The organism is Pantoea sp. Fr+CA_20, from assembly GCF_024520835.1.
Taxonomy (GTDB): Bacteria; Pseudomonadota; Gammaproteobacteria; order Enterobacterales; family Enterobacteriaceae; genus Pantoea; species Pantoea allii.
Window position 1 is genome coordinate 235 of the sequence record NZ_JALNPN010000009.1, and the last position, 22,411, is coordinate 22,645.

Annotated in this window: 23 protein-coding genes and 2 other RNA genes; 11 read left to right on the forward strand and 14 right to left on the reverse strand. The window is 53.9% G+C overall.

The window, feature by feature from the left end:
* Positions 1 to 119 precede the first annotated feature (119 nt).
* The 3 genes from NR177_RS12690 to NR177_RS12700 all read left to right on the forward strand — a co-directional run bounded on the left by NR177_RS12690 (position 120) and on the right by NR177_RS12700 (position 972).
* Positions 120 to 251: non-coding RNA, RtT sRNA (locus tag NR177_RS12690), on the forward strand.
* Positions 252 to 282: 31 nt separating this feature from the next.
* Positions 283 to 412: non-coding RNA, RtT sRNA (locus NR177_RS12695), on the forward strand.
* A gap of 209 nt (positions 413 to 621) precedes the next feature.
* Positions 622 to 972, forward strand: coding sequence for a FlxA-like family protein (locus tag NR177_RS12700; protein WP_096012872.1), 351 nt, complete (start codon positions 622 to 624; stop codon positions 970 to 972).
* Here the strand turns inward: NR177_RS12700 and NR177_RS12705 are convergent.
* Entirely contained in the window at positions 969 to 1,889 is a 921-nt protein-coding gene (locus NR177_RS12705) for a LysR family transcriptional regulator (protein ID WP_256853006.1), read from the reverse strand. The genes NR177_RS12700 and NR177_RS12705 overlap by 4 nt on opposite strands.
* A gap of 95 nt (positions 1,890 to 1,984) precedes the next feature.
* Between NR177_RS12705 and NR177_RS12710 the strand changes: the two genes are divergently transcribed.
* On the forward strand, positions 1,985 to 2,992 hold the full coding sequence (locus NR177_RS12710; protein WP_063880461.1) for a bile acid:sodium symporter family protein: 1,008 nt from the start codon (positions 1,985 to 1,987) through the stop codon (positions 2,990 to 2,992).
* A 44-nt stretch (positions 2,993 to 3,036) separates the two neighbouring features.
* Here the strand turns inward: NR177_RS12710 and NR177_RS12715 are convergent, their stop codons facing one another.
* The 3 genes from NR177_RS12715 to zipA all read right to left on the reverse strand — a co-directional run bounded on the left by NR177_RS12715 (position 3,037) and on the right by zipA (position 6,323).
* On the reverse strand, positions 3,037 to 3,255 hold the full coding sequence (locus NR177_RS12715) for a DUF3820 family protein (RefSeq protein ID WP_063880462.1): 219 nt from the start codon (positions 3,253 to 3,255) through the stop codon (positions 3,037 to 3,039).
* Between the two features lies 1 nt (position 3,256).
* Positions 3,257 to 5,275, reverse strand: coding sequence for an NAD-dependent DNA ligase LigA (gene ligA, locus NR177_RS12720; protein ID WP_256853007.1), 2,019 nt, complete (start codon positions 5,273 to 5,275; stop codon positions 3,257 to 3,259).
* 67 nt (positions 5,276 to 5,342) lie between these two features.
* Entirely contained in the window at positions 5,343 to 6,323 is a 981-nt protein-coding gene (zipA, locus tag NR177_RS12725; RefSeq protein WP_256853008.1) for a cell division protein ZipA, read from the reverse strand.
* Between the two features lie 218 nt (positions 6,324 to 6,541).
* On the opposite strand from zipA, the gene cysZ reads away from it, so the two are divergent.
* The 5 genes from cysZ (at position 6,542) to crr (ending at position 11,497) form a co-directional block, all read left to right on the forward strand.
* Positions 6,542 to 7,309: a sulfate transporter CysZ gene (cysZ, locus tag NR177_RS12730; RefSeq protein ID WP_256853009.1), complete on the forward strand. Its 768-nt coding sequence runs from the start codon at positions 6,542 to 6,544 to the stop codon at positions 7,307 to 7,309.
* Positions 7,310 to 7,450: 141 nt separating this feature from the next.
* A complete protein-coding gene (cysK, locus tag NR177_RS12735) occupies positions 7,451 to 8,419 on the forward strand; it encodes a cysteine synthase A (protein WP_063880466.1) in 969 nt (322 codons plus the stop codon).
* 389 nt (positions 8,420 to 8,808) lie between these two features.
* The gene (gene ptsH, locus NR177_RS12740) at positions 8,809 to 9,066 is read left to right on the forward strand and encodes a phosphocarrier protein Hpr (protein ID WP_003848868.1); all 258 of its coding nucleotides are present in this window, start codon (positions 8,809 to 8,811) and stop codon (positions 9,064 to 9,066) included.
* A 160-nt stretch (positions 9,067 to 9,226) separates the two neighbouring features.
* Positions 9,227 to 10,954 (forward strand): phosphoenolpyruvate-protein phosphotransferase PtsI, encoded by a 1,728-nt coding sequence (gene ptsI, locus NR177_RS12745; protein WP_145394048.1) that lies wholly within the window; start codon positions 9,227 to 9,229, stop codon positions 10,952 to 10,954.
* A 42-nt stretch (positions 10,955 to 10,996) separates the two neighbouring features.
* Entirely contained in the window at positions 10,997 to 11,497 is a 501-nt protein-coding gene (crr, locus tag NR177_RS12750) for a PTS glucose transporter subunit IIA (RefSeq protein ID WP_063880468.1), read from the forward strand.
* Between the two features lie 69 nt (positions 11,498 to 11,566).
* Here crr and NR177_RS12755 read toward each other — a convergent pair whose 3' ends face one another.
* The 10 genes from NR177_RS12755 to NR177_RS12800 form a co-directional block, all read right to left on the reverse strand.
* Complete coding sequence (locus NR177_RS12755; RefSeq protein ID WP_256853010.1) at positions 11,567 to 12,919, reverse strand: ATP-binding protein; 1,353 nt, start codon at positions 12,917 to 12,919, stop codon at positions 11,567 to 11,569.
* The gene (locus NR177_RS12760) at positions 12,916 to 13,596 is read right to left on the reverse strand and encodes a response regulator transcription factor (protein ID WP_063880470.1); all 681 of its coding nucleotides are present in this window, start codon (positions 13,594 to 13,596) and stop codon (positions 12,916 to 12,918) included. Before NR177_RS12760 ends, NR177_RS12755 begins: the two co-directional genes overlap by 4 nt.
* Before the next feature lie 177 nt (positions 13,597 to 13,773).
* A complete protein-coding gene (gene cysM, locus NR177_RS12765; RefSeq protein ID WP_063880471.1) occupies positions 13,774 to 14,655 on the reverse strand; it encodes a cysteine synthase CysM in 882 nt (293 codons plus the stop codon).
* Between the two features lie 117 nt (positions 14,656 to 14,772).
* On the reverse strand, positions 14,773 to 15,861 hold the full coding sequence (cysA, locus tag NR177_RS12770; RefSeq protein ID WP_109717587.1) for a sulfate/thiosulfate ABC transporter ATP-binding protein CysA: 1,089 nt from the start codon (positions 15,859 to 15,861) through the stop codon (positions 14,773 to 14,775).
* Positions 15,851 to 16,726: a sulfate/thiosulfate ABC transporter permease CysW gene (gene cysW, locus NR177_RS12775; protein ID WP_256853011.1), complete on the reverse strand. Its 876-nt coding sequence runs from the start codon at positions 16,724 to 16,726 to the stop codon at positions 15,851 to 15,853. Before cysW ends, cysA begins: the two co-directional genes overlap by 11 nt.
* On the reverse strand, positions 16,726 to 17,559 hold the full coding sequence (cysT, locus tag NR177_RS12780; RefSeq protein ID WP_063880477.1) for a sulfate/thiosulfate ABC transporter permease CysT: 834 nt from the start codon (positions 17,557 to 17,559) through the stop codon (positions 16,726 to 16,728). The genes cysW and cysT overlap by 1 nt, the downstream gene beginning before the upstream one ends.
* Before the next feature lie 2 nt (positions 17,560 to 17,561).
* Positions 17,562 to 18,575 (reverse strand): sulfate ABC transporter substrate-binding protein, encoded by a 1,014-nt coding sequence (locus tag NR177_RS12785; RefSeq protein ID WP_063880478.1) that lies wholly within the window; start codon positions 18,573 to 18,575, stop codon positions 17,562 to 17,564.
* A gap of 208 nt (positions 18,576 to 18,783) precedes the next feature.
* Positions 18,784 to 19,404: an RpoE-regulated lipoprotein gene (locus NR177_RS12790; RefSeq protein ID WP_256853012.1), complete on the reverse strand. Its 621-nt coding sequence runs from the start codon at positions 19,402 to 19,404 to the stop codon at positions 18,784 to 18,786.
* A gap of 75 nt (positions 19,405 to 19,479) precedes the next feature.
* Positions 19,480 to 19,941 carry a DUF2919 domain-containing protein gene (locus NR177_RS12795; RefSeq protein ID WP_063880483.1) on the reverse strand — a complete coding sequence of 154 codons (462 nt, stop codon included), beginning with the start codon at positions 19,939 to 19,941 and terminating at the stop codon, positions 19,480 to 19,482.
* A complete protein-coding gene (locus NR177_RS12800) occupies positions 19,931 to 20,356 on the reverse strand; it encodes a GNAT family acetyltransferase (protein WP_006117810.1) in 426 nt (141 codons plus the stop codon). The genes NR177_RS12795 and NR177_RS12800 overlap by 11 nt, the downstream gene beginning before the upstream one ends.
* 209 nt (positions 20,357 to 20,565) lie before the next feature.
* Between NR177_RS12800 and amiA the strand changes: the two genes are divergently transcribed.
* Both amiA and hemF read left to right on the forward strand, forming a co-directional pair.
* Positions 20,566 to 21,411 (forward strand): N-acetylmuramoyl-L-alanine amidase AmiA, encoded by an 846-nt coding sequence (gene amiA, locus NR177_RS12805; RefSeq protein ID WP_241567980.1) that lies wholly within the window; start codon positions 20,566 to 20,568, stop codon positions 21,409 to 21,411.
* Positions 21,412 to 21,459: 48 nt separating this feature from the next.
* Complete coding sequence (hemF, locus tag NR177_RS12810; RefSeq protein WP_063880487.1) at positions 21,460 to 22,374, forward strand: oxygen-dependent coproporphyrinogen oxidase; 915 nt, start codon at positions 21,460 to 21,462, stop codon at positions 22,372 to 22,374.
* Positions 22,375 to 22,411 lie beyond the last annotated feature (37 nt).

The window sequence follows — 22,411 nt, forward strand, 5'->3', positions numbered from 1 at the left end:
GCGATTCAGGCTGATGCGCCAGCATCACCCGAAGGGCGAGGCCCACCGGGCCGAGGCAATCCTGCACGACCCACCAAATTCAGAAAAAAGCGCCTTCAGGCGCTTTTTTCGTTTCTGCGCTCCGATGTCTGACGTGCAGGATGAGAACCTGCTGCAGGTTCGACTGAATCGCAAAGCGATTCAGGCTGATGCGCCAGCATCACCCGAAGGGCGAGGCCCACCGGGCCGAGGCAATCCTGCACGACCCACCAATGTTGAAAGGCGCCCTAAAGGCGCCTTTTTGCTATGCGTAAAACGTGCGGGATGAGAACCTGCCGGCAGGTTCGACTGAATCGCAAAGCGGTTCAGGCTGATGCGCCAGCATCACCCGAAGGGCGAGGCCCGGACGGGAGAAACCCTGCACAACATCCCTCTTCACATAAAGCGCTGGCGGCCCTTTTTCTTTTCTGTGCTCAGATGCCAGTCGGGTCCATCTTACCTGCCGTCACCTCTCATCTTCCCTGCCCGCCTTAACCTCACGCAAGAATGTAAGAATCTTTTCACATATTTAACACTCAGAGACATTAAGCTTTTCCTGTTAACGTCCGATAACCTAAAACGTCTAATTGTAAGGAGAGCCTCATGACAACTATATTAACCAGCACACCGAGTATCGGAAGCGGCAGTTCATCAGACACGGTCAATTCAAGTGATACCGCATCACAAATCGCCAGCCTGAATAAGCAGATTTCTCGTCTCAACGACCAACTGAAAAGTTTGGGCGACGATAAGACGATGACCACAGAGGAGAAAAAGAAGCAGCAAGATACGATTAAGGCACAAATCCAGGTTTTAGAAGCGCAAATCCAGCAGTTACAACGCAAAGAGCAACAGAAAGCTGAAGCAAAGCAGGCGCAAAAAGAAGGTAATACTGCCCCTGCAGATGGTGTCAATCGCCCTACGCAAAACAACCAACTTGACGTTTATATTTAAAACGCAGGTCTGGATTCGCGTTGTTGCGTCAGCAATCTTGCCTGCTGACGCACTTCCTGCCATATCGCTTCGGCCGCTGGCGTTAAAGAGCGATTTTTACGCTTAATTAACGTCAGGGTGCGATTGATCTCAGGATAGAGACGCCGTACCGTTAGTGCGCGCCCCGCCGGTAGCGGTAACGCCAGAGCCGGTAAAATGCTGATCCCAATGCCCGCATCAACCATGGGAAAGAGCGTAGCGGGATGGCCGATTTCCTGGATCACGTGAATATTCACGTTCTGCTGGCGTAAAGCCGCATCAATTAATATCCGGCTGCCTGAAGCGTAATCCTGCAGCACCATCGTCCTGCCGTCCAACATAGACCACTGCGCCTGTGCTACCTCGGCAAGCGGATCGTCTTCCCGGCACAACAGCAGAAAAGGTTCGTCCAGAATCGCACAGCAGTCAAAATCCGTGTCATTAAGCGGGCCGATGACGATCCCAAAATCGACTTCAGCATTGCGTACACTTTCTAACACCCACTGCTGAACGCGATCGTGCAAAATGATCTTAATATCAGGATAGCTATGCTGGCTGGCGGCAAGACATTGCGGCATCAGGTGCGCAGAAATGGTCTGGCTGGCCGCGATTCGTACCGTCCCACTGCGCTGTTCGCCGTAGCTGCGAATATCAAGCAGCGTCGTATTCATCTCTTCCAGCAGCCTTTCCATGCGCGATGCCAGCTGCTGTCCGGCCTCAGTCAGGACCACTTCGCGCGTCGTACGGTCCAGCAGGCGAACGCCGATTTCATTTTCCAACTCTTTTATACTGTGGCTCACCGCTGACTGGCTCAGGCCAATAGCCTGCCCGGCCTGGCTAAAGCCGCCATAGTGGGCAACGGCAACAAAGGTGCGTAGCTGACGCAAAGAGTAATTCATCGATTTCTCACATAGATTAATCTAATAAATTAATTTTATTTCTAAACCCGCATCACGCACAATCCTCTCAGACTTAATTTAACCGGATTGTAACGATGGGATTTTTACGTATAGACCCAATGATGATAAAGCTTATCATCACCGTGTTGTTGGCCTCTTTTATTCCTGCCAGAGGCGGCTTCGTTGACGTTTTCCAGTACCTCACTACCGCCGCGATTGCCCTGCTTTTCTTTATGCATGGTGCCAAGCTATCGCGGGAAAAAATCATTGCCGGTAGCAGCCACTGGCGTCTCCATCTCTGGATTATGTGCAGTACGTTTGTGATGTTCCCGGCTATCGGCATGCTAATCGTCTGGTGGCATCCGGTAAACGTCGGCGCAGAGATTTATACCGGTTTCCTGTATCTGTGTATCTTACCTGCCACCGTGCAGTCAGCGATTGCCTTTACCTCGATGGCCGGCGGGAACGTTGCCGCCGCGGTATGTAGCGCATCGGCATCCAGCCTGTTGGGCGTATTTATCTCCCCGCTGCTGGTGAATCTGGTCATGGACGTCAACAGTAACGGGCCGGGCGATGGTCTGGAGCAGGTGGGAAAAATCATGCTGCAGCTGTTGGTGCCTTTTGTTCTGGGCCATCTGTCGCGTCGCTGGATTAGCGGCTGGGTGGAAAGACATCGTGGTCTGATTGGGATTACCGATCAAACCTCCATTCTGTTAGTCGTTTATTCCGCCTTCAGTGAAGCCGTGGTCAACGGCATCTGGAAACGCGTGGGCGTTGATACGCTGCTGTGGATTTTGGCGGGATGCGTACTGCTGCTGACGATCGTACTGCTGATTAACTACTTTGCCTCTCGTCTGTTCGGCTTCAGCCGCCCGGATGAGATCGTTGTTCTGTTCTGTGGTTCTAAAAAGAGCCTGGCAAACGGCGTGCCCATGGCGAACATTCTGTTCCCCGCCAGTGCGGTCGGCATCATCGTTTTGCCCTTGATGATCTTTCATCAGGTTCAGTTAATGGTGTGTTCGTTTATAGCCGGGCGCTATAAGAAAACCAACGACATGCAGGCTAAAAAAGTAAAAGCCGCGGCGGTGGAATCGCAGAAGTAACCCAAACGCTGCCTTGTTGGCTTGATACCCACGAGGCAGCGTGCTTATTCACCGCGCTTTAAGGGCTTCACCAGCCCTTCCAGCCCTTCAATTTTAATGGTCAGCGTCAGCTGCATCAGCTCACCTAAACGCCCTGACGGAAAATCACCACTCCGGGCAAACCACAGCAAATAGGGTTCAGGCAAATCAATCAGCATCCGGCCTTTATATTTGCCAAAGGGCATGGCTGTATTGGCTATCTCAACCAGATACTGTTTGTCCATTTCAGGCCCCCAATAACCGAATCATTTCAGCCTCATCAATCACTTCAATGCCCAGCTCCTGCGCCTTCACCAGCTTTGAACCGGCAGCTTCGCCAGCGATAAGCAAATCGGTTTTCCTGGATACACTCCCGCTCACTTTCGCGCCGAGTTCGGTAAGACGGGCCTTGGCATCGTCCCGATTCATCTGTGACAGCGAACCTGTGAGCACCACGGTTTTGCCTGCAAATGGACTATCAATTTCTTCGGCTTTCACCACCACCACTTGCGGCCAGTGAATGCCAATATCCTCAACCAACTGACGGATGACTTCCCGATTGCTCTCTTCTTCCATAAAGTTGCGGACATGCTTAGCAACGACGGTGCCGACATCCTGCACCGCAATCAACGCATCAAGATCGGCGTCCATCACCTTCTGCAACTCACCAAAGTGGTTGGCCAGATTAGCCGCCGTGGCTTCTCCGACTTCACGAATCCCCAGTGCATACAGGAAGCGCGCCAGCGTGGTGGATTTGGCCTTCTCCAGCGCATCGACCACGTTCTGCGCTGATTTCGCGCCCATGCGATCCAGACCGGTCAAAGTTTCACGGGTTAAACGGAACAGATCCGCTGGCGTTTTGACATACTCTTTTTCCACCAGTTGATCGATGATCTTATCGCCCATGCCATCCACATCCATGGCACGGCGCGACACAAAATGCTTCAGCGCTTCTTTGCGCTGCGCGCCACAGATCAGCCCACCGGTACAACGCGTCACGGCTTCGCCTTCGATGCGCTCCACATCTGACCCGCAGACCGGACAGTGGGCAGGAAACACGATTTCACGCGCATCCTCAGGACGTTCGCTGGCGATGACATTCACCACCTGAGGGATAACGTCACCGGCACGGCGAATAACCACCTTATCGCCGATACGCAGGTCAAGCCGTTCAATCTCGTCCGCATTATGCAAGGTGGCATTGCTGACCATGACGCCTGCCACCTGCACCGGCTCCAGTCGGGCGACAGGCGTAATCGCCCCTGTGCGGCCGACCTGGAATTCGACATCACGCACCACGGTCATCTGCTCCTGGGCGGGGAACTTGAAAGCCACCGCCCAACGGGGCGCGCGGGCCACAAAGCCCAGTTTTTCCTGCAAATCCTGAGAATCGACTTTGATCACCACGCCATCAATATCAAACCCCAGCGCTGTACGCTGGGCTTCAACGTCGTGATAAAACGCCAGAGCCTCATCGGCATTATGAGCCAGACGAATACGATCGCTGACGGGCAAACCCCAGGCTTTAAACTGTTGCAGACGCGCCATGTGGCTGCGCGGCATCTCGCCCCCTTCCAGCAGACCTAACCCGTAGCAAAAGAAGGTCAGTGGTCGTTTCGCGGTGATTCGCGGATCAAGCTGGCGCAGGGAACCCGCTGCCGCATTGCGCGGATTGGCAAAGACTTTGCCCTCGGTACGGCGCGCTTCAGCGTTCAGCTTTTCGAAACCGCGTTGGGTCATAAAGACTTCACCGCGCACTTCGACGCGGGCGGGAATATTCTCGCCTTTGAGCCGCAGCGGAATGGCGCGAATCGTCCGCACATTGGTGGTGATATTCTCGCCGGTCGTTCCGTCTCCGCGTGTGGCGGCACGGGTTAACAGTCCATCTTCATACAAGAGGCTGACGGCCAGGCCATCCAGTTTGAGTTCGCAGCAGTAAACCAGATCGTCGCTGCTTTTCAGACGATCCTGAACGCGTTTGTTGAACGCTCTAAAGCTGGCTTCATCAAAAGCATTATCCAGTGACAGCATGGGAACTTCATGACGTACCTGCTCAAACACCATCAGCGGAGCAGCACCCACGCGTTGCGTCGGTGAATCCGGGGTAATCAGATCGGGATGTTGTTCTTCAAGCTCACGCAGTTCACGCATCAAACGGTCGTATTCCGCATCGGGAACGTCCGGCGCATCCATTACGTGATAAAGGTATTCATGATGGCGCAGCGTAGTGCGCAGTTCGGTGATGTGTTCCTGGACGGATTTCATATAACCCCATCAGATAAAAAACCCCCGACAGGCGGGGGTTTATCATAACAAATTGGAAAAGTGCGGATCAGTCTCTGGATTCAACCACATCGCGGATACGCGCTTTGTAGGTTTCCAGTTTCTGCGGCGTCATCATGCGGCGCTCGTCATCAAGTACCACGCCACCGACATCGTCCGCGATGCGCTGTGCCGACTGCAGCATCAGTTTGAAATTCTGATTCGCATCACCATACGACGGCACCATCATGAAAATGGACACGCCAGGCGTAGTGAAGTCGGTCATTTCGTCTGGATTAAATGAACCGGGTTTGACCATGTTAGCCAGGCTAAACAGCACCGGGCCACTTCCGGCCGGACTGAGATGGCGATGGAAGATGTTCATTTCGCCATACTGGAAGCCGGCCTGCAAAATGCCCTGTAACAGCGCTTCACCATTAAGTTGACCACCAGAATGGGCGGCAACATGCAGAACCAACACGGCTTCTTTCGGTTTGCTGCTGGCCGCCGGTCGGGACTCGGGCTGCTTAGGCTGCGGCGGGCTAACCACTTCAGGCTCAGGCTCAGGTGCCGCCTGGTAAACCGGATTAGGCTGCACCGCATCCAGCGGGTCGGCATCCAGCAGAGGGTCCGCCTGTACCGGAGGCGCGGCAACAAAGGTAGGCTGCTGGCGTGCTGGCGCGGGCCGTTGCTGGGGCGTAGGTTCAGACGTTGGCGCTGGGGCAAAAAGCGGATCGCTGTCAGGCCCGGCGGTGGATGACTGACGCGCACGCGCTGCTGTGACAGGCTCGTCCGGCTGCACGCGAGTGTCATCGAAATGAGGCTCCTGGTGTTCGCGCGTGTGGCGCACACGAACTTCACCGACGCCTTCTGCTACGTCATCGGTCAGGGTCTCATCATCATGTTCATCACGTTGTTTCAAACGTTTGTGAGGGCGATCGCGGAACACTGAAGAGCGCTCTTTACGGCTGGTCCACAGTCCGTGAATAAGAAGCGCTATAATGGCGATCGCGCCAACAACGATTAATATCAGACGCAAATCCTGCATCATTGTATTCTCTGTTGTTCCAATACCTTGCCACCGCGGCAAACTTTATTCTCTAACTGTATTTGCCCTGCCAGATAAGTGCAAGTCTGTGCAGTATTTTCTCACAAATAAGATAGACCACCCACGCTTTTTCGCTGTTTTTTTACCCAAACGGCACCTGGCCAGCAGAAAAAGCCAGGTTATAGTGGGCGCGCCTTAACATCTTCAGGAGAATGGGCTCTATGGCTGTAAACAATTCGGTATCCTCTTTTAACGGTGTGCACTACTTCAGCCAGGGCTGGAAGCTGGTCAGATTACCCGGCCTCAGGCGCTTCGTGATCATCCCTTTACTGGTCAATATCGTTCTGCTGGGCGGCGCTTTCGTGTGGCTTTTTTACCAGCTGGATACGTGGATACCACAGTTAATGTCCCATGTGCCAGACTGGCTGCAGTGGCTGAGCTATTTGCTGTGGCCGCTGTCTGTGATTTCCGTCGTGCTGGTGTTCAGCTACTTCTTTTCCACTATAGCCAATCTGATTGCTGCCCCCTTTTGTGGCCTGCTGGCAGAACAACTGGAAGCGCGCCTGACCGGCAAACCGCTCCCCGACAGCGGCTGGGTCGGCATGCTCAAAGATATACCGCGTATCATGAAACGTGAATTACAGAAGCTGGGCTACTACCTGCCCCGCGCGCTTGGCTTACTGCTGCTCTACTTTATTCCGGGCTTTGGGCAAACTGTCGCGCCGGTGCTGTGGTTTATGTTCAGCGCATGGATGCTGTCCATTCAATACTGCGACTATCCTTTCGATAACCATAAGGTAGGTTTTCAGCAAATGCGCCATGCCTTGCGTCAGCACAAGACGGCGAATATGCAGTTTGGGGCGCTGGTCAGCCTGTTTACTATGATTCCTGTAGTTAACCTTGCCATCATGCCGGTGGCGGTTTGTGGCGCAACGGCGATGTGGGTCGATCGCTATCGCACGCGCCTTGCCCGCGCAAACCCAGGCTAAACTCATCAGCCAGCCTTATGCGATTTTTTGCAGGTCTTATTGCCATGAGACATATAGATATATGATTTCTTTCCTTCCGCCAGAAAGAAGAACAGGTATGCTCTGAGGGTTCCCAATAATTCATACAGTTAAGGACAGGCTATGAGCAAGATTTATGAAGACAACTCTTTAACAATTGGTCATACGCCGCTGGTTCGACTGAACCGCATCGGTAACGGCCGCATCCTTGTCAAGGTTGAGTCCCGTAACCCAAGCTTTAGTGTGAAATGCCGTATCGGTGCCAATATGATTTGGGACGCAGAAAAGCGCGGTATTCTTAAGCCCGGCATTGAGCTGGTTGAGCCGACCAGTGGTAACACCGGGATTGCACTGGCGTACGTGGCTGCCGCACGCGGTTATAAGCTGACGCTGACCATGCCGGACACCATGTCCGTTGAGCGTCGTAAACTGCTGAAAGCATTGGGTGCGAACCTGGTGCTGACCGAAGGCGCAAAAGGCATGAAAGGCGCAATCGGCAAAGCTGAAGAGATTGTTGCCAGCAATCCGGATAAATTCTTGCTGCTGCAGCAGTTCAGCAACCCGGCTAACCCGGAAATTCATGAAAAGACCACCGGCCCGGAAATCTGGGAAGACACCGATGGTGAAGTGGATGTGTTTATTGCCGGTGTCGGCACCGGTGGCACCCTGACAGGTGTGAGCCGCTACATCAAAAACACCAAGGGTAAAAAATCATTGATCACGGTAGCGGTCGAGCCAACCGATTCTCCCGTGATTGCTCAGGCAATGGCAGGCGAAGAGCTGAAACCTGGCCCACATAAAATTCAGGGCATTGGTGCCGGTTTTATTCCCGGCAACCTGGATCTGGCGCTGATTGACCTGGCTGTCGCCATCACCAACGAAGACGCTATCTCTACGGCACGTCGTCTGATGGAAGAAGAAGGTATTCTGGCAGGTATTTCCTCTGGCGCTGCCGTCGCCGCCGCGCTGAAGCTGCAGGAAGACGAAGCCTATGCCGACAAGAATATTGTGGTTATCCTCCCCTCTTCTGGTGAGCGCTATCTGAGTACTGCCCTGTTTGCCGATCTCTTTACCGAGAAAGAACTGCAGTAAGCGGGAAGGCTTTCGGATAAATGCTTAAAAAGCACCCAGATGGGTGCTTTTTTGTGGCGTAGATCTCACTTTTACCATGCGGCAGATTGATTTCAGTAACGTGGCTCTGGTATTTAGACTGCCAATTATTTCGAAGCCTGAAATTAATCCTCCTTTGAAGTGGATCAAGCTGAGTCAATATTCAGATTTAGTGAAAGGGCGAATCACGGCATAATTACCCGGTGACGTGCTCAAAACGCTTTTTGACACTCAGCGGGAAAGAAAGACTCATTCAAGCGCATTTGTCAGACAGTAAGATGTATACCCGCGCACCTACACAGGCTAAAGTTACGGCTCCAGGCTAGACTTTAGATCCATAACACTAATCCTGAAAAAGTTGGGGAAATAGAATGTTCCAGCAAGAAGTTACCATTACCGCACCAAACGGACTGCATACTCGCCCTGCTGCGCAATTTGTCAAAGAAGCTAAAGCCTTCCAGTCAGAAATCACTGTCACCTCCAATGGTAAATCTGCCAGCGCGAAAAGCCTGTTCAAGCTGCAGACGTTGGGTCTGACCCAGGGCACCGTTGTCACACTTTCTGCGGAAGGTGAAGATGAGCAAAAAGCCGTAGAGCATTTGGTTAAGCTGATGGCGGAACTGGAGTAATCTCCTTTCTGCACCGCTTTAAAACGACTCTTCTGCGCCATTGCGTGCAACATCTTGATCGCGGACAAACTGTCCGCGTTATTGCTTTCGTAGAGTACGTGTCCCACGACTATGGCAATGCAACGAGTCCAGTCAGCCATCGTGATAAAAAGGTAAGGTTATGATTTCAGGCATTTTAGCATCACCAGGTATCGCTTTCGGCAAAGCTCTGCTGCTGAAAGAAGACGAGATCGTCATCAACCGCAAAAAGATTTCAGATGATCAGGTTGAGCAGGAAATTCAGCGTTTTCTTCAGGGCCGTGGCAAAGCGGCTGAGCAGCTGGAAGCCATTCGCATTAAAGCCAGCGAAACCCTGGGTGAAGAAAAAGCAGCGATCTTCGAAGGCCACATCATGTTGCTGGAAGACGAAGAGCTGGAGCAGGAAATCACCGACCTGATCAAAAAAGATCACGCTACTGCCGATGCCGCTGTGAACTCAGTGATTGACGCCCAGGCTAAAGCCCTGGAAGAGCTGGACGATGAATACCTGAAAGAGCGCGCGGCGGACGTGCGCGACATCGGCAAACGCCTGCTGCAAAATATTTTAGGTCTGCACATTGTCGACCTGAGCGCAATCCAGGACGAATCTATTCTGGTGGCGAAAGATTTAACGCCGTCAGAAACCGCACAGCTGAACCTGAAAAAGGTGCTGGGCTTTATTACCGATTTGGGCGGTCGGACTTCGCACACGTCAATCATGGCTCGCTCGTTAGAGATCCCGGCAATCGTCGGTACCGGTAACGTGACTGCCACGATCAAGAACGGCGATTTCATTATTCTGGATGGCGTGAACAATGCGATTCACATTAACCCGTCTGAAGCGGTTCAGGAAGAGCTGAAAGCCGTTCAGCATCAGTATCATTCAGAAAAACATGAACTGGCCAAGCTGAAAGACCTGCCGGCGGTGACGCTGGATGGTCATCAGGTCGAAGTCTGCGCCAATATCGGAACCGTGCGTGATATCGCCGGTGCCGAACGTAACGGCGCTGAAGGTGTAGGTCTGTACCGCACCGAGTTCCTGTTTATGGATCGCGATTCGCTGCCTACTGAAGAAGAGCAGTTCCAGGCCTATAAAGCCGTTGCTGAAGCGATGGGATCGCAGGCCGTTATCGTGCGTACCATGGACATCGGCGGTGACAAAGACCTGCCTTACATGAACCTGCCAAAAGAAGAGAACCCGTTCCTGGGCTGGCGTGCTATCCGTATCGCGATGGATCGTAAAGAGATCCTGCATGCTCAGCTGCGCGCCATTCTGCGAGCCTCCTCCTTCGGTAAGCTGCGTATCATGTTCCCGATGATTATTTCGGTCGAAGAAGTACGCAGTCTGAAAGCGGAACTGGAGCTGCTTAAAGGGCAGTTACGCGAAGAAGGCAAAGCGTTTGATGAGTCAATCGAAGTCGGCATTATGGTTGAAACCCCCGCTTCTGCCGTGATTGCCCGTCACCTGGCTAAAGAAGTCGACTTCTTTAGCATTGGGACAAACGATTTGACGCAGTATACTCTTGCAGTAGACCGTGGTAATGATTTGATTTCGCACCTGTATAACCCAATGACACCGTCAGTATTGAACCTCATCAAACAAGTTATTGATGCGTCTCATGCTGAAGGTAAATGGACTGGCATGTGTGGTGAGCTGGCAGGTGACGAACGTGCTACACTACTGTTACTGGGAATGGGGCTGGACGAATTCAGCATGAGTGCCATTTCTATCCCTGGCATCAAGAAAATTATTCGTAATACACATTTCGAAGATGCGAAGGCGTTGGCAGAGCAGGCACTGGCTCAACCTACGGCGGAAGACTTGATGAACCTGGTTAACAAGTTCATTAAAGAAAAAACGCTCTGCTGATCCACGAGATGCTGGCCCCAAATTACTGCTTAGGAGAAGATCATGGGTTTGTTTTCTAAACTTTTTGGCGAAAAAACAGATAGCGCTGGGACAATTGATATCGTAGCGCCTCTGTCAGGCGAAATCGTGAACATTGAAGACGTACCAGATGTGGTGTTTGCAGAAAAAATCGTGGGTGACGGTATTGCGATCAAACCCAGCGGCAACAAAATGGTTGCACCGGTTGACGGTACTATCGGCAAGATTTTTGAAACCAATCACGCCTTTTCAATTGAATCAGATAATGGCATTGAGCTTTTCGTTCATTTCGGTATTGATACCGTTGAGCTGAAAGGTGAAGGCTTTAAACGTATCGCTGAAGAAGGTCAGAAGGTTAAAAAAGGCGACGTGGTTATCGAGTTCGATCTGGCCCTGCTGGAAGAGAAAGCAAAATCAACGTTAACACCGGTTGTCATTTCCAACATGGATGAGATCAAAGAGCTGACTAAGCTTTCTGGTCAGGTCATCGTGGGTGAAACGCCGGTGATTCGTATTAAGAAGTAATCCGCACTAAGATGTAAAAAGAAAAACGGCACCCTCAAAGGTGCCGTTTTTTTATGGCCTGTGACAACATTAATGCGGCTGCCAACGCGGTAAACGCAGGGTCAACTCAAGACCGCCTTCTGGCCGGTTAACGGCGCGGACTTCGCCATGATGCGCCAGAACCACCTTACGCACGATAGCGAGCCCCAGCCCATAACCTTTCCCCATCAGGGGTGAATTCACCCGCACAAAAGGGTCGAAAATACTGGAGAGCTTGGTTTCATCCACGCCAGGCCCCTGATCGCGCACGTGAATGGCCAGCCACTGAGATTCCACCTTCAGGCTCACCTCAATCCGCTGTCCCGGAAGCGAGAAGCGCAACGCATTGCGCAACACATTCTCAATGCCACGACGACACAGTTCAGCATTGCCGCGCACGGTATGATCGGCCTGACCGTCAACGTCAAACGTCACCTCAACACCGGGAATCTGCGCTTCATAACGCAGATCTGTCACGACCGCCTCTAACAATCCCGCCAGATCAAAATAGTGTTCACCCGGCATACTTTCATGCTCCGCACGCGCCAGGGTCAACAGCTCGCCGATCATCTTATCGAGCCGTTGTGCCTCTTCGTCAATGCGATCCAGCGAAGCATTCACGTTTTCCGGCCGTTGCCGTGCCAGGCCGGTTGCCAGTTGCAGGCGGGCAAGCGGGGAACGCAGTTCATGGGAGATATCATGAAGCAGAGCTTCACGCGCCTTCACCAGCGTATCCAGCCGCTCCACCATGGCATCAAAGGCCTGTGCCACGCTGGACAGCTCATCGTGACGTTTACGCAACGCCGGGTAAAGCCGGACGCGCAAATCACCATTTGCCACCCGGGAAAATCCTTCACGCAGCTGTCGCATCGGCCGGGTCAGGTTCCAGGCGAGAAGCAAACTGAACAGCAGCCCCACCGAGCCAGCAAAGATAAACATCGGCTCGGGAATATTCAGGAAACTGTGCGGCCGCCCTTCCCGACTCCGTTCGCGCATGCCTCTGAGATCGTACAGGAGCTCATAATCCTTGCCGTCGGCACCTTGCACCTGGCGCACCAGCTGGTCGGGAAATAGTGATTTATCGGGTGTTTCGGAAACGGAGGGGATTGCAGTGGCGTCAGACTGAAGATCATCAACGGGATTGATGCTGAGAAATTGCCGTTCTTCAGGCGTCCATTCCGCTGTCATTACCGCAAGTGCGGCGGGCCCTTCACGTTCCAGCACAGATGACGCTGACGCCATTAGCACGTCAGCCAGACGCTGTGTCACCAGGAGTTCAGGTGGATGGTGTCGGGTACCGGAAAGCGAAAACCCCAACCAGATAAGCTGGCTGATAATGACAAACACCAGCCAGAAGCCCAGCAGGATCTTCCAGAACATGCGTCCGCGATAGCTGTGATTCATCGAATGCGATAGCCAATGCTGCGGACGGTTTCAATCGTAATGCTCTCCGCCGTCAGCGCACTGAGTTTCTGACGGATATTGCTGATGTGCACGTCCACGCTACGATCGTAAGCCTCACGCGGTCGTCCCAGCCCTTTTTCTGACAGTTCGTCTTTGGTGACAACACGGTCGGGTGAGCGCAACAGCAAATCGAGCAGGTTAAATTCTGAAGCGGTCAGGTCAAAGGTTTTGCCACGCCATTCCGTAATGCGCCTGGCCGAATTGAGGGTTAACTCGCCCCATTGCAGTGTCTCTTTCTTGTCCTGCGGCGGCGCAAGCTCCTCAACGCGGCGCAGTACGGCACGCAAACGCGCAACCAGCTCACGGGGATAACAGGGCTTGGGCATATAGTCATCAGCGCCCATCTCCAGCCCGATGACCCGGTCAATGTTATCGCCTTTGGCGGTCAGCATAATTACCGGTAAGCGGCTTTGCTGACGCACCTGGCGCAGCACATCGGTGCCGCTCATATCGGGCAGCATGATATCCAGGATCATGGCGCTAAACTCACCGGACAGCGCCCCCTGAACCCCGGCCGTGCCGGTTAAAACCAGTTGCGTGTCAAAGCCTTCCGTAATCAGATATTGGCTTAACATCGTGCCTAACTCTACGTCGTCATCTACCAGCAAGATTTTCATTGTTATCTCTCATGTGTAACTGGCGCTATTTTGACCCGAGTCAGCGCAATGCGCAGCCGGTTTTACGCGATCCTTACAGATGCGATTAAGCATAGTGCGAACCCAGGCAAATAAAAAAGGCTTATGCACCCGGCGGATAGCACAAGCCTTTCTTAACGCGTCGATATTGACGACACGCTACTGATAGATGCCGGTAGAAAGATAGCGATCGCCACGGTCACAGACGATGGCCACCACCACGCTTCCCGGCCAGGCTTTGGCAATGCGCAACGCCCCGGCAACCGAGCCACCGGAACTGACGCCACAGAAAATGCCCTCACGACGCGCCAGCGCGCGCATGGTTTCTTCGGCTTCCTGCTGGCCCATATCAATAATCTCATCCACCAACTCAGGACGATAAATGCCCGGCATATAGGCCTGTGGCCAGCGGCGGATGCCGGGAATACTGCTGCCTTCGGTCGGCTGCAGGCCAATCACTTTGACGCCGGTATGATGATCTTTTAAAAACCGACCTACGCCGGTAATCGTGCCGGTGGTGCCCATGCTGGAAACAAAGTGGGTCATCCGCTGTTTCGACTGCTGCCACAGCTCCGGCCCGGTGGTTTGGTAGTGGCCAAGTGGATTGTCGGGATTATTAAACTGATCCAGTACGGTGCCTTCACCCCGAGCAGCCATCTCCTGGGCCCGATCGCGGGCGCCTTCCATTCCCTGTTCACGGCTGACCAGCACCAGCTCGGCACCATAGGCACGCATCGCATCCTGCCGCTCCTGGCTCATGTTATCCGGCATCAGCAGCCGTAGCTTATAACCTTTCATTGCCGCAATCATCGCCAGCGCAATACCGGTGTTGCCGCTGGTGGCTTCAATCAGCCGATCGCCTGGAGTAATGTCACCGCGCCGCTCCGCCTGATGGATCATCGACCAGGCGGCGCGATCTTTCACTGAACCGGCGGGATTATTCCCTTCCAGTTTAAGCCAGACCTCACTGCCGTTGTCAGGCGTCAGGCGTTGCAACCTGATGAGCGGCGTATTACCGATGGTGTCTTCCAGAGTGGTCACGGTGCATTTCCTGGCAAAACGCTATCCGCCATCGTTCAGGCTTCAGCCTGAATCATTGCGGTATAACGGTCATTAAAAAGGCGGGACACTGTCCCGCCCTGCGTGAAAAAGAAAATATCAGGCGCTATGCGCAAAGGCAACCGCCCGTAACGGCGTCGCCCCCTGATACAGTCGGGCCTGCTGTAACCCGACGAACAGGCGTTCGCCACGCAGCGGTGCGGTTTGTTCGCCATCAAAGACCAGCGAGAACGGCTCGCTCTGCCATCCGCTTGGCTGCACTACCAACTGCCAGAAATGACCGCGAGGGCTTACCTCTAAGACCTGAACAGGCAATGGCGTTTCCAGGCTGCTCCTGCGTGAAACGTCGATTTCCCACGGACGCAGGAACAGATCGACCGCGCCCTGATGTGCTGAGGTATAACCTAACGGCCAGTGATGCGCACCCACATGGAACTGAGAGCCATGAACTTCACCGTCAAAGCGGTTAACCTCACCCAGGAACTCCAGCACGAAACGCGTGGCAGGATCGCGCCAGACCTCGTCCGGCGTGCCCACCTGTTCGATGCTGCCCTGGCTCATCACCACCACGCGATCGGCCACTTCCATCGCCTCTTCCTGATCGTGCGTCACAAACACGCTGGTAAACTTCAATTCTTCATGCAGTTGGCGTAACCAGCGACGCAACTCTTTGCGCACCTGCGCATCCAGCGCGCCAAACGGCTCATCCAGCAGCAGGATTTGCGGTTCCACCGCCAGCGCCCTTGCCAACGCGACGCGCTGTTTCTGCCCGCCGGAAAGCTGGGCCGGAAAACGGTTTGCCAGATGGGACAGTTGCACCATCTCCAGCAGGCGCGTGACGCGCTGCTTGATCTCCGCACTGGACGGACGCTCACGGCGCGGCAACACCGTCAGACCAAAGGCAATGTTGTCAAATACCGTCATATGGCGGAACAGCGCATAGTGCTGGAAGACAAAGCCTACCTGACGCTCGCGCGCATGCAGACGGCTGACATCGTGGTCATGAAAACGGATCTGACCGCTGTTCTGATGCTCCAGCCCGGCGATAATACGCAGCAGCGTTGTTTTACCGGAACCGGACGGCCCCAGTAATGCCACCATCTGGCCAGAAGGAATATCCAGTGAGATATCGTTCAGCACCGCTGTGCGACCAAAGGATTTGTTGATCTGGTTAATCTCAATGCTCATGATTGTCCTCCAGTTGCAGGCGTTTATGCTGTTGCTCTAAACGCCATTGCACAATGCTTTTCAGAAACAGCGTCACGATTGCCATCACGGTCAGTAAGGCCGCAGCAGTAAAGGCGCCTACCGTATTGTAATCCTGATGCAGTAATTCAACCTGAAGCGGTAAGGTATAGGTTTCACCGCGAATAGAACCGGATACCACCGATACCGCGCCGAATTCACCAATGGCGCGGGCGTTTGTCAGCACAACGCCATACAGCATGGCCCAGCGAATGTTGGGCAGCGTAACGCGACGGAACATCTGCCAGCCCGAGGCACCTAACAGCACGGCGGCTTCGTCCTCATGACTGCCCTGACTCAGCATCACCGGCACCAGTTCGCGCACCACAAACGGACAGGTAACGAAGACGGTGACCAGCACCAGGCCAGGCCAGGAGAACATCACCTGAATATTATGGGCATCCAGCCAGCCCCCCGCCGGGCCATTGATGCCCCAGAACAGGAGATACATCAGGCCCGCCACGACAGGCGATACGGCAAACGGAATGTCGAACAGCGTTAAAAGCAGCTGGCGACCGGGAAAGGTAAAGCGTGTCACCAGCCAGGCCAGCAGCGTGCCGAACACTAAATTCACCGGCACGGTAATCAACGCGACCAGCACTGTCAGCCATATGGCATGCAGCATATCGCTGTCGGTCAGGTTGCTAAACGTCACGCCCAGCCCTTTGTACAACGCTTCCCAGAAGATGGAGACCATCGGCACCACCAGCAGAAGCAGCGATATCAGTGCGCCAATACCAATAAGCAGCCACTTACTCCAGTTAACCGGCTGGCGATCGGCCGTGTTGAGTTGCGAAATCTCTGCCATTAGTGGCCTCCCAGACGACGACCAAATCGGCTTTGTAATGTATTAATCGCGAACAGCAACAGCAGCGATGCCGTCAGAATCACCGAGGCGATAGCGCTGGCTGCCGGGTAGTCAAATTCCTGCAGGCGGACAAAAATCATCAGCGAGGTCACTTCGGTTTTCCAGGCGATGTTGCCCGCGATAAAGATCACCGCACCAAACTCACCCAGGCTGCGGGTAAACGACAGCGCAGTGCCCGCCAGAAGGGCTGGCGCGACTTCGGGCAACACGACCCGGCGAAAGCTCTGCCAGGGCGTTGCGCCCAGTGTCTGAGCGGCTTCCTCGTATTCGGGACCTAACTCTTCCAGCACCGGCTGCACGGTTCGCACCACAAAGGGAATACTGGTGAACGCCATCGCCAGCGCGATACCGATCCAGGTATAGGAAATCTTGATATCGAAATGGGCAAACCACTGCCCGTACCAGCCGTTAACGGAAAACAGACCGGCCAGCGTCAAGCCCGCCACGGCGGTCGGCAGCGCAAACGGCAAATCCATCAGCCCGTCAAGCAACGTGCGGCCCGGGAAGCGATAGCGCGTTAAAATCCATGCCATTAACATGCCGAATACGGCATTAAACAATGAGGCCACACCGGCCGACAGCAGCGTCACTTTGTAGGCTGCGATCAGTTGAGGATTGGTGACCACGTCCCAGTATTGCTGCAGCGTCATCTGCGACAGCTGCATAATCAGTGCGCTGATGGGCAGCAGCAGCACCAGGCAGGTAAACAGCAGGCTGGTGCCGAGGCTCAGACCGAAACCGGGCAGAACGCGTTTTTGGCTGGCTGCAAACATGATTACCGCCCCGCCGCTAACAGTTTATCCAGCTCGCCGCCGCTGGCGAAATGGGTTTTCATTACGTTATCCCAGCCGCCAAACGCCTCTTCCACCCGAAACAGGTTGGTGGCAGGGAAACGGGCTTTTTGCTGCGCCATTAACTGCGGATTGTTCACGCGGTAATAGAAATCCGTGATGATTTTCTGCGCCTCGGGGGAATACAGCCAGGTCAAATACGCTTTTGCCGCATCGCCCGTTTTATTCTGCGCGACATTTTTATCAACCCAGGCGACCGGAAACTCCGCCAGGATATCGGTTTTTGGCACCACGACTTCATAGTCATCTTTGCCGTATTGGTTGCGGATGTTATTTACTTCTGACTCAAAACTGATCAGCACATCTCCCAGGCCGCGTTCGGCAAAGGTGGTTGTGGCACCGCGACCACCGGTATCGAACACTTCAACATTCTTTAAAAACTTCGTCATAAACGCGCGGGTTTTGGCCTGATCGCCCCCGTCAGCCTGGCTGGCAGCGCCCCAGGCCGCAAGATAGGTATAGCGCCCGTTGCCGGAGGTTTTGGGATTAGGAAAAATCAGCTTCACATCGTCACGGGTTAAATCGGACCAGTCGTGAATCTGCTTTGGGTTTCCCTTGCGCACCAGGAACGCCATGGTGGAATAAAAGGGTGAACTGTTATTCGGCAGACGCGTTTGCCAGTCGGCCGGAATCAGCTTGCCTTTATCGTGTAATACCTGCACATCCGTGACCTGGTTATAGGTCACGACATCGGCACGCAGACCTTGCAGGATCGCCAGCGCCTGTTTAGATGACCCGGCATGGGACATCTTAATGGTCAGCTTGTCGTCAGGATGGCTGGCATCCCATTGACTGACAAAAGGCGCATTCAGGGCGACGAATAATTCACGTGCAACATCGTAAGAGCTGTTTAGCAGCTCGGTCGCGTTTGCGGCACCGGCCAGGCTCAGCGACAGTGCGAGTCCGCTCACGATTTTTTTCATCGCTGGTAAGGTCATGGTTCACCCTGAAGAAATTTGATGCAGATCTCATCTGCCGATACAGCAGTTTATTTATAACTCAGCGTAAACCCGTAACGGTTTTATATATCGTTTGCTGATTTCAAAGTCGAAAAAGGCATAAGGCGGTGGCAGAAGATAGCGGGAAAATGGTATTGGACGCGCAGGGCTGAGGGTCTGCCCTGCGGTTTAGCGGTATGAAAAGGCCTTAGCGCTGCCAGACAATTTTGCTGAGCTTCCAGCTCTTGAGTGTATCATCCGACGGCATTAACCCTTCTGGCCCGTGCCAGGTTCCGCTGTAGACATAGCGAAGATGCTGACTGTTGGGCGCGCGGCACTCCACGTCACGGTTGTCCAGCCCACTCGCCAGCACGCAGTTATTGAAGGCTTTGTCGAATTTAGCGCTGAACGCGTCACCGATTTTGCTGCCATCGGCGCTGGCAATGTGGCTGTCCAGCACTTCAATGCGGTCAACCTGCGACTGGCCATAAACCACCAGCATTACTTTGCCGTCATCCATGGCCTGCCAGAACGACACCACCTGACCATTATGACCGCGCATGCCCTGGCGCAGATCGTACTTGCCTTTCAACCCCTCTTTTATGGCGGCTTCGGTCATGGCGGTGGAGCCATTAATGCCACCCACGCCCTGCTCTGTGGCTGTCAGCGAGGCCCCAAACCAGTTCCAGGGCAGCGCCGATGACCAGTGGTAGCTCAGTGGATTCCACCAGCTTACCTGCTGGCTGCTGTTAGCATCAGTACCGGAGGAACTGGCACACCCACTGACCAGTATGGCCGCAGTCAGTAACGTGTAACGAACAGCTTTCATGAAAACTCCTGTGAATAAAAGAACAATAAAGGACAATAAGGCAGAACTGATTGGAGTCGCAAAGCGGCAAAAAGTTTATTCGGGATACTGTTGCGGTACAAAGCAGGCGCGAAGCCGGATGCTGCTGAATAACCACAGCAGCGCCAGCAGATCGAACAGCGTCAATAACAAGGGGAGCGGCGAGCTGAGAAAATCAGCCAGATACAGTTGAGCGCCTTGCCAGAGCAGGTTAATCGCCATAGCGAGCATTAAGACCTGGCGCCAGCTGCGCCACAGTCTTGGCAGACGCGAACGGTAGCCGGTCAACAGCAGGCCAAACAGCGCCGGTAAGCCCAGCGCCAGGCCTGACCAGAAGGCCTGGCGGTCAGGATAAAAGAGCGCCAGAAGATCGTTCCCCTGCTGGCGTGACGCGCCGGCCATAATCAACAGCAACCAGGTCCGTGACTGTAGCAGCAGAATCAGCCAGAAAAGAAACGGCAGGCGCAACTGGCCTTTATCATCGTACTCTTCCGGTGGCCAGACAGAATTAATATTCACGATCTTCGATTAAACGTTTGCCCAGTAACACCACATCGACCGTTTCGTAGTCGAGCTTTTCATAGAATGCGACCACCTGATCGTTCTCTTCACGCACCATCAAATGGATTTTTGGACAGCCGCGTGCGATCAGTTTTTTCTCAAGGCGGTTCATCAAGGCATTGGCAAAACCGCGTCCCTGATAATCAGGATGCACAGCAAGGTAATAGGCCGCGCCGCGATGGCCGTCGTAGCCACCCATCACCGTGCCAACGACTTCACCGCCCACTTCGGCCACCAGGAAAAGATCGGCGTCGTGATGCATTTTGCGTTCGATATCCAGCTCGGGATCGTTCCACGGCCGTAACAAATCGCAGCGTTCCCAGAGCGTGATTACTTCTTCAAAGTCTTCCTGGCGGAAGGTGCGGATTTCCATCTTCTTTACCTGCTATTCACCACAATTTGCTGATTATCACGCTTTCTTCGGCTGGCGCAACCCTCCCTACCGGGGGCAACGTTAAAAAAAAGGGATTTGGCTGTTAGTGAGCTGAAATACAAAGTAATAACCTGAAATGGTTGAAAGATCGCCGTGGCGCTAACGTTACGCTATAACACTTTGCATAATTGTTGCTTATGGACCTGCACATGCATTTGCTTAAACGTTTAATTCACCGCCGCCAGCTTCTGCTGTCAGGACTTGCACTGGCCGTGTTGTCTCCGCGCGCCGTACAGGCAAAAGAACAGCAGGCGTCTCTCTCTTCCCGTCACACCTCGCCAAAGCCGCCAGCCAGTAACGGTAAACGCATCGTCATGATCGACCCGGGCCACGGCGGGATTGATTCGGGTGCGGTGGGCGAAGAAGGCGCGGAAGAGAAGCATATTGTCTTAGAAATCGCCAACAACGTCCGCCGTGAGCTACAGTCACATCCGCGCATTGAGGTGCGCCTGACGCGCGACAGCGATCACTTTATTCCCCTTTATCAGCGCGTGGAAATTGCCCATCAGCATGGCGCGAATCTGTTTATGTCCATCCATGCAGATGGCTATACCAGCCCGGATGCCAACGGTGCCTCGGTTTTCGCCCTGTCCAACCGCGGTGCCAGCAGTAGCATGGCGCGCTATCTGTCAAACAGAGAGAACGATGCCGACAAGGTCGGTGGCGCAAAGGTGGAAGCGCAGGATCACTATCTGCAGCAGATCCTGTTTGACCTGGTGCAAACGGATACCATCAAAAACAGTCTGACGCTGGGCAAACACGTGCTGGATCAGATCCGTCCGGTGCATCACCTTCACAGTCAGCACACGGAACAGGCCGCCTTTGCCGTATTAAAATCCCCGTCGATTCCCTCGGTGCTGGTGGAAACCTCATTTATCACTAACCCGCGGGAAGAGCAGTTACTGGGCACCAGCGCATTCCGTCAAAAAATTGCATCGGCTATCGCCACCGGAATAATCAACTACTTTGATGAGTACGATCGCCGAATGTCGTAATGAATAAGCTATAATCACGTCCAATTTTTACCAAGAGAAGCCCATCACATGCCTGATATCTCCCGTGTAAAAACGTTCCTGTTGGATCTGCAGGATGAGATTTGTAGCAAGCTGACCGCCGAAGACGGCGGTGCACAGTTCATTGAAGACAGCTGGCAGCGCCCCGGCGGCGGCGGCGGACGAAGCCGCGTGCTGCGTGATGGCGCGGTCTTTGAACAGGCCGGCGTCAACTTTTCGCACGTTCATGGCGACCAGATGCCCGCGTCCGCTACCGCGCATCGCCCTGAACTGGCCGGGTGCAGTTTTGAAGCCATGGGCGTTTCACTGGTCATTCATCCTCATAATCCGTATGTGCCGACCAGTCATGCCAACGTGCGTTTCTTTATTGCCGAAAAACCTGGCGCTGAACCTATTTGGTGGTTTGGCGGTGGCTTCGATATGACGCCGTTTTACGGTTTCGAAGAGGATGCACTGCACTGGCACCAGACGGCATTCGATATTTGTCAGCCCTTTGGCGAAGATGTCTATCCGCGCTTTAAAAAGTGGTGCGATGACTATTTCTATCTGAAACACCGCGACGAGCAGCGCGGCATCGGTGGGTTGTTCTTTGATGATATCCACCAGCCCGGCTTTGAAAACAGCTTTGCATTGATTCAGGCGGTGGGCCGGGGCTTCCTGGACGCTTATCAGCCAATCGTCGCGCGCCGCAAACACGTGCCTTTTGGCGAGCGGGAACGTCAGTTTCAGCTCTATCGCCGTGGTCGCTATGTGGAGTTTAATCTGGTGTGGGACCGTGGCACGCTGTTTGGTCTGCAAACCGGGGGCAGAACGGAGTCTATCCTGATGTCCCTGCCGCCGCTGGTACGCTGGGAATATAACTATCATCCTGAGCCAGACTCGCCGGAAGCGGCGCTCTACCGTGATTTTCTGCCGGTAAAGAACTGGCTTAACCTGCCGGCATGAAGTCTGTCCGCCTGCCCCGCATGACAGGCAGGCAAAC

Excerpts from the sequence above, each read along its gene's own strand:
- cysZ (WP_256853009.1), top strand. The coding sequence starts at position 6,542 with ATGGCTGTAAACAATTCGGTATCCTCTTTTAACGGTGTGCACTACTTC.
- NR177_RS12785 (WP_063880478.1), bottom strand. The coding sequence starts at position 18,575 with ATGACCTTACCAGCGATGAAAAAAATCGTGAGCGGACTCGCACTGTCG.
- hemF (WP_063880487.1), top strand. The coding sequence starts at position 21,460 with ATGCCTGATATCTCCCGTGTAAAAACGTTCCTGTTGGATCTGCAGGAT.
- amiA (WP_241567980.1), top strand. The coding sequence starts at position 20,566 with ATGCATTTGCTTAAACGTTTAATTCACCGCCGCCAGCTTCTGCTGTCA.
- ligA (WP_256853007.1), bottom strand. The coding sequence starts at position 5,275 with ATGAAATCCGTCCAGGAACACATCACCGAACTGCGCACTACGCTGCGC.
- cysK (WP_063880466.1), top strand. The coding sequence starts at position 7,451 with ATGAGCAAGATTTATGAAGACAACTCTTTAACAATTGGTCATACGCCG.
- NR177_RS12755 (WP_256853010.1), bottom strand. The coding sequence starts at position 12,919 with ATGAATCACAGCTATCGCGGACGCATGTTCTGGAAGATCCTGCTGGGC.
- cysW (WP_256853011.1), bottom strand. The coding sequence starts at position 16,726 with ATGGCAGAGATTTCGCAACTCAACACGGCCGATCGCCAGCCGGTTAAC.
- NR177_RS12710 (WP_063880461.1), top strand. The coding sequence starts at position 1,985 with ATGGGATTTTTACGTATAGACCCAATGATGATAAAGCTTATCATCACC.
- NR177_RS12760 (WP_063880470.1), bottom strand. The coding sequence starts at position 13,596 with ATGAAAATCTTGCTGGTAGATGACGACGTAGAGTTAGGCACGATGTTA.
- crr (WP_063880468.1), top strand. The coding sequence starts at position 10,997 with ATGGGTTTGTTTTCTAAACTTTTTGGCGAAAAAACAGATAGCGCTGGG.
- NR177_RS12790 (WP_256853012.1), bottom strand. The coding sequence starts at position 19,404 with ATGAAAGCTGTTCGTTACACGTTACTGACTGCGGCCATACTGGTCAGT.
- NR177_RS12715 (WP_063880462.1), bottom strand. The coding sequence starts at position 3,255 with ATGGACAAACAGTATCTGGTTGAGATAGCCAATACAGCCATGCCCTTT.
- zipA (WP_256853008.1), bottom strand. The coding sequence starts at position 6,323 with ATGATGCAGGATTTGCGTCTGATATTAATCGTTGTTGGCGCGATCGCC.
- NR177_RS12700 (WP_096012872.1), top strand. The coding sequence starts at position 622 with ATGACAACTATATTAACCAGCACACCGAGTATCGGAAGCGGCAGTTCA.
- ptsH (WP_003848868.1), top strand. The coding sequence starts at position 8,809 with ATGTTCCAGCAAGAAGTTACCATTACCGCACCAAACGGACTGCATACT.
- NR177_RS12800 (WP_006117810.1), bottom strand. The coding sequence starts at position 20,356 with ATGGAAATCCGCACCTTCCGCCAGGAAGACTTTGAAGAAGTAATCACG.
- NR177_RS12705 (WP_256853006.1), bottom strand. The coding sequence starts at position 1,889 with ATGAATTACTCTTTGCGTCAGCTACGCACCTTTGTTGCCGTTGCCCAC.
- cysT (WP_063880477.1), bottom strand. The coding sequence starts at position 17,559 with ATGTTTGCAGCCAGCCAAAAACGCGTTCTGCCCGGTTTCGGTCTGAGC.
- ptsI (WP_145394048.1), top strand. The coding sequence starts at position 9,227 with ATGATTTCAGGCATTTTAGCATCACCAGGTATCGCTTTCGGCAAAGCT.
- cysA (WP_109717587.1), bottom strand. The coding sequence starts at position 15,861 with ATGAGCATTGAGATTAACCAGATCAACAAATCCTTTGGTCGCACAGCG.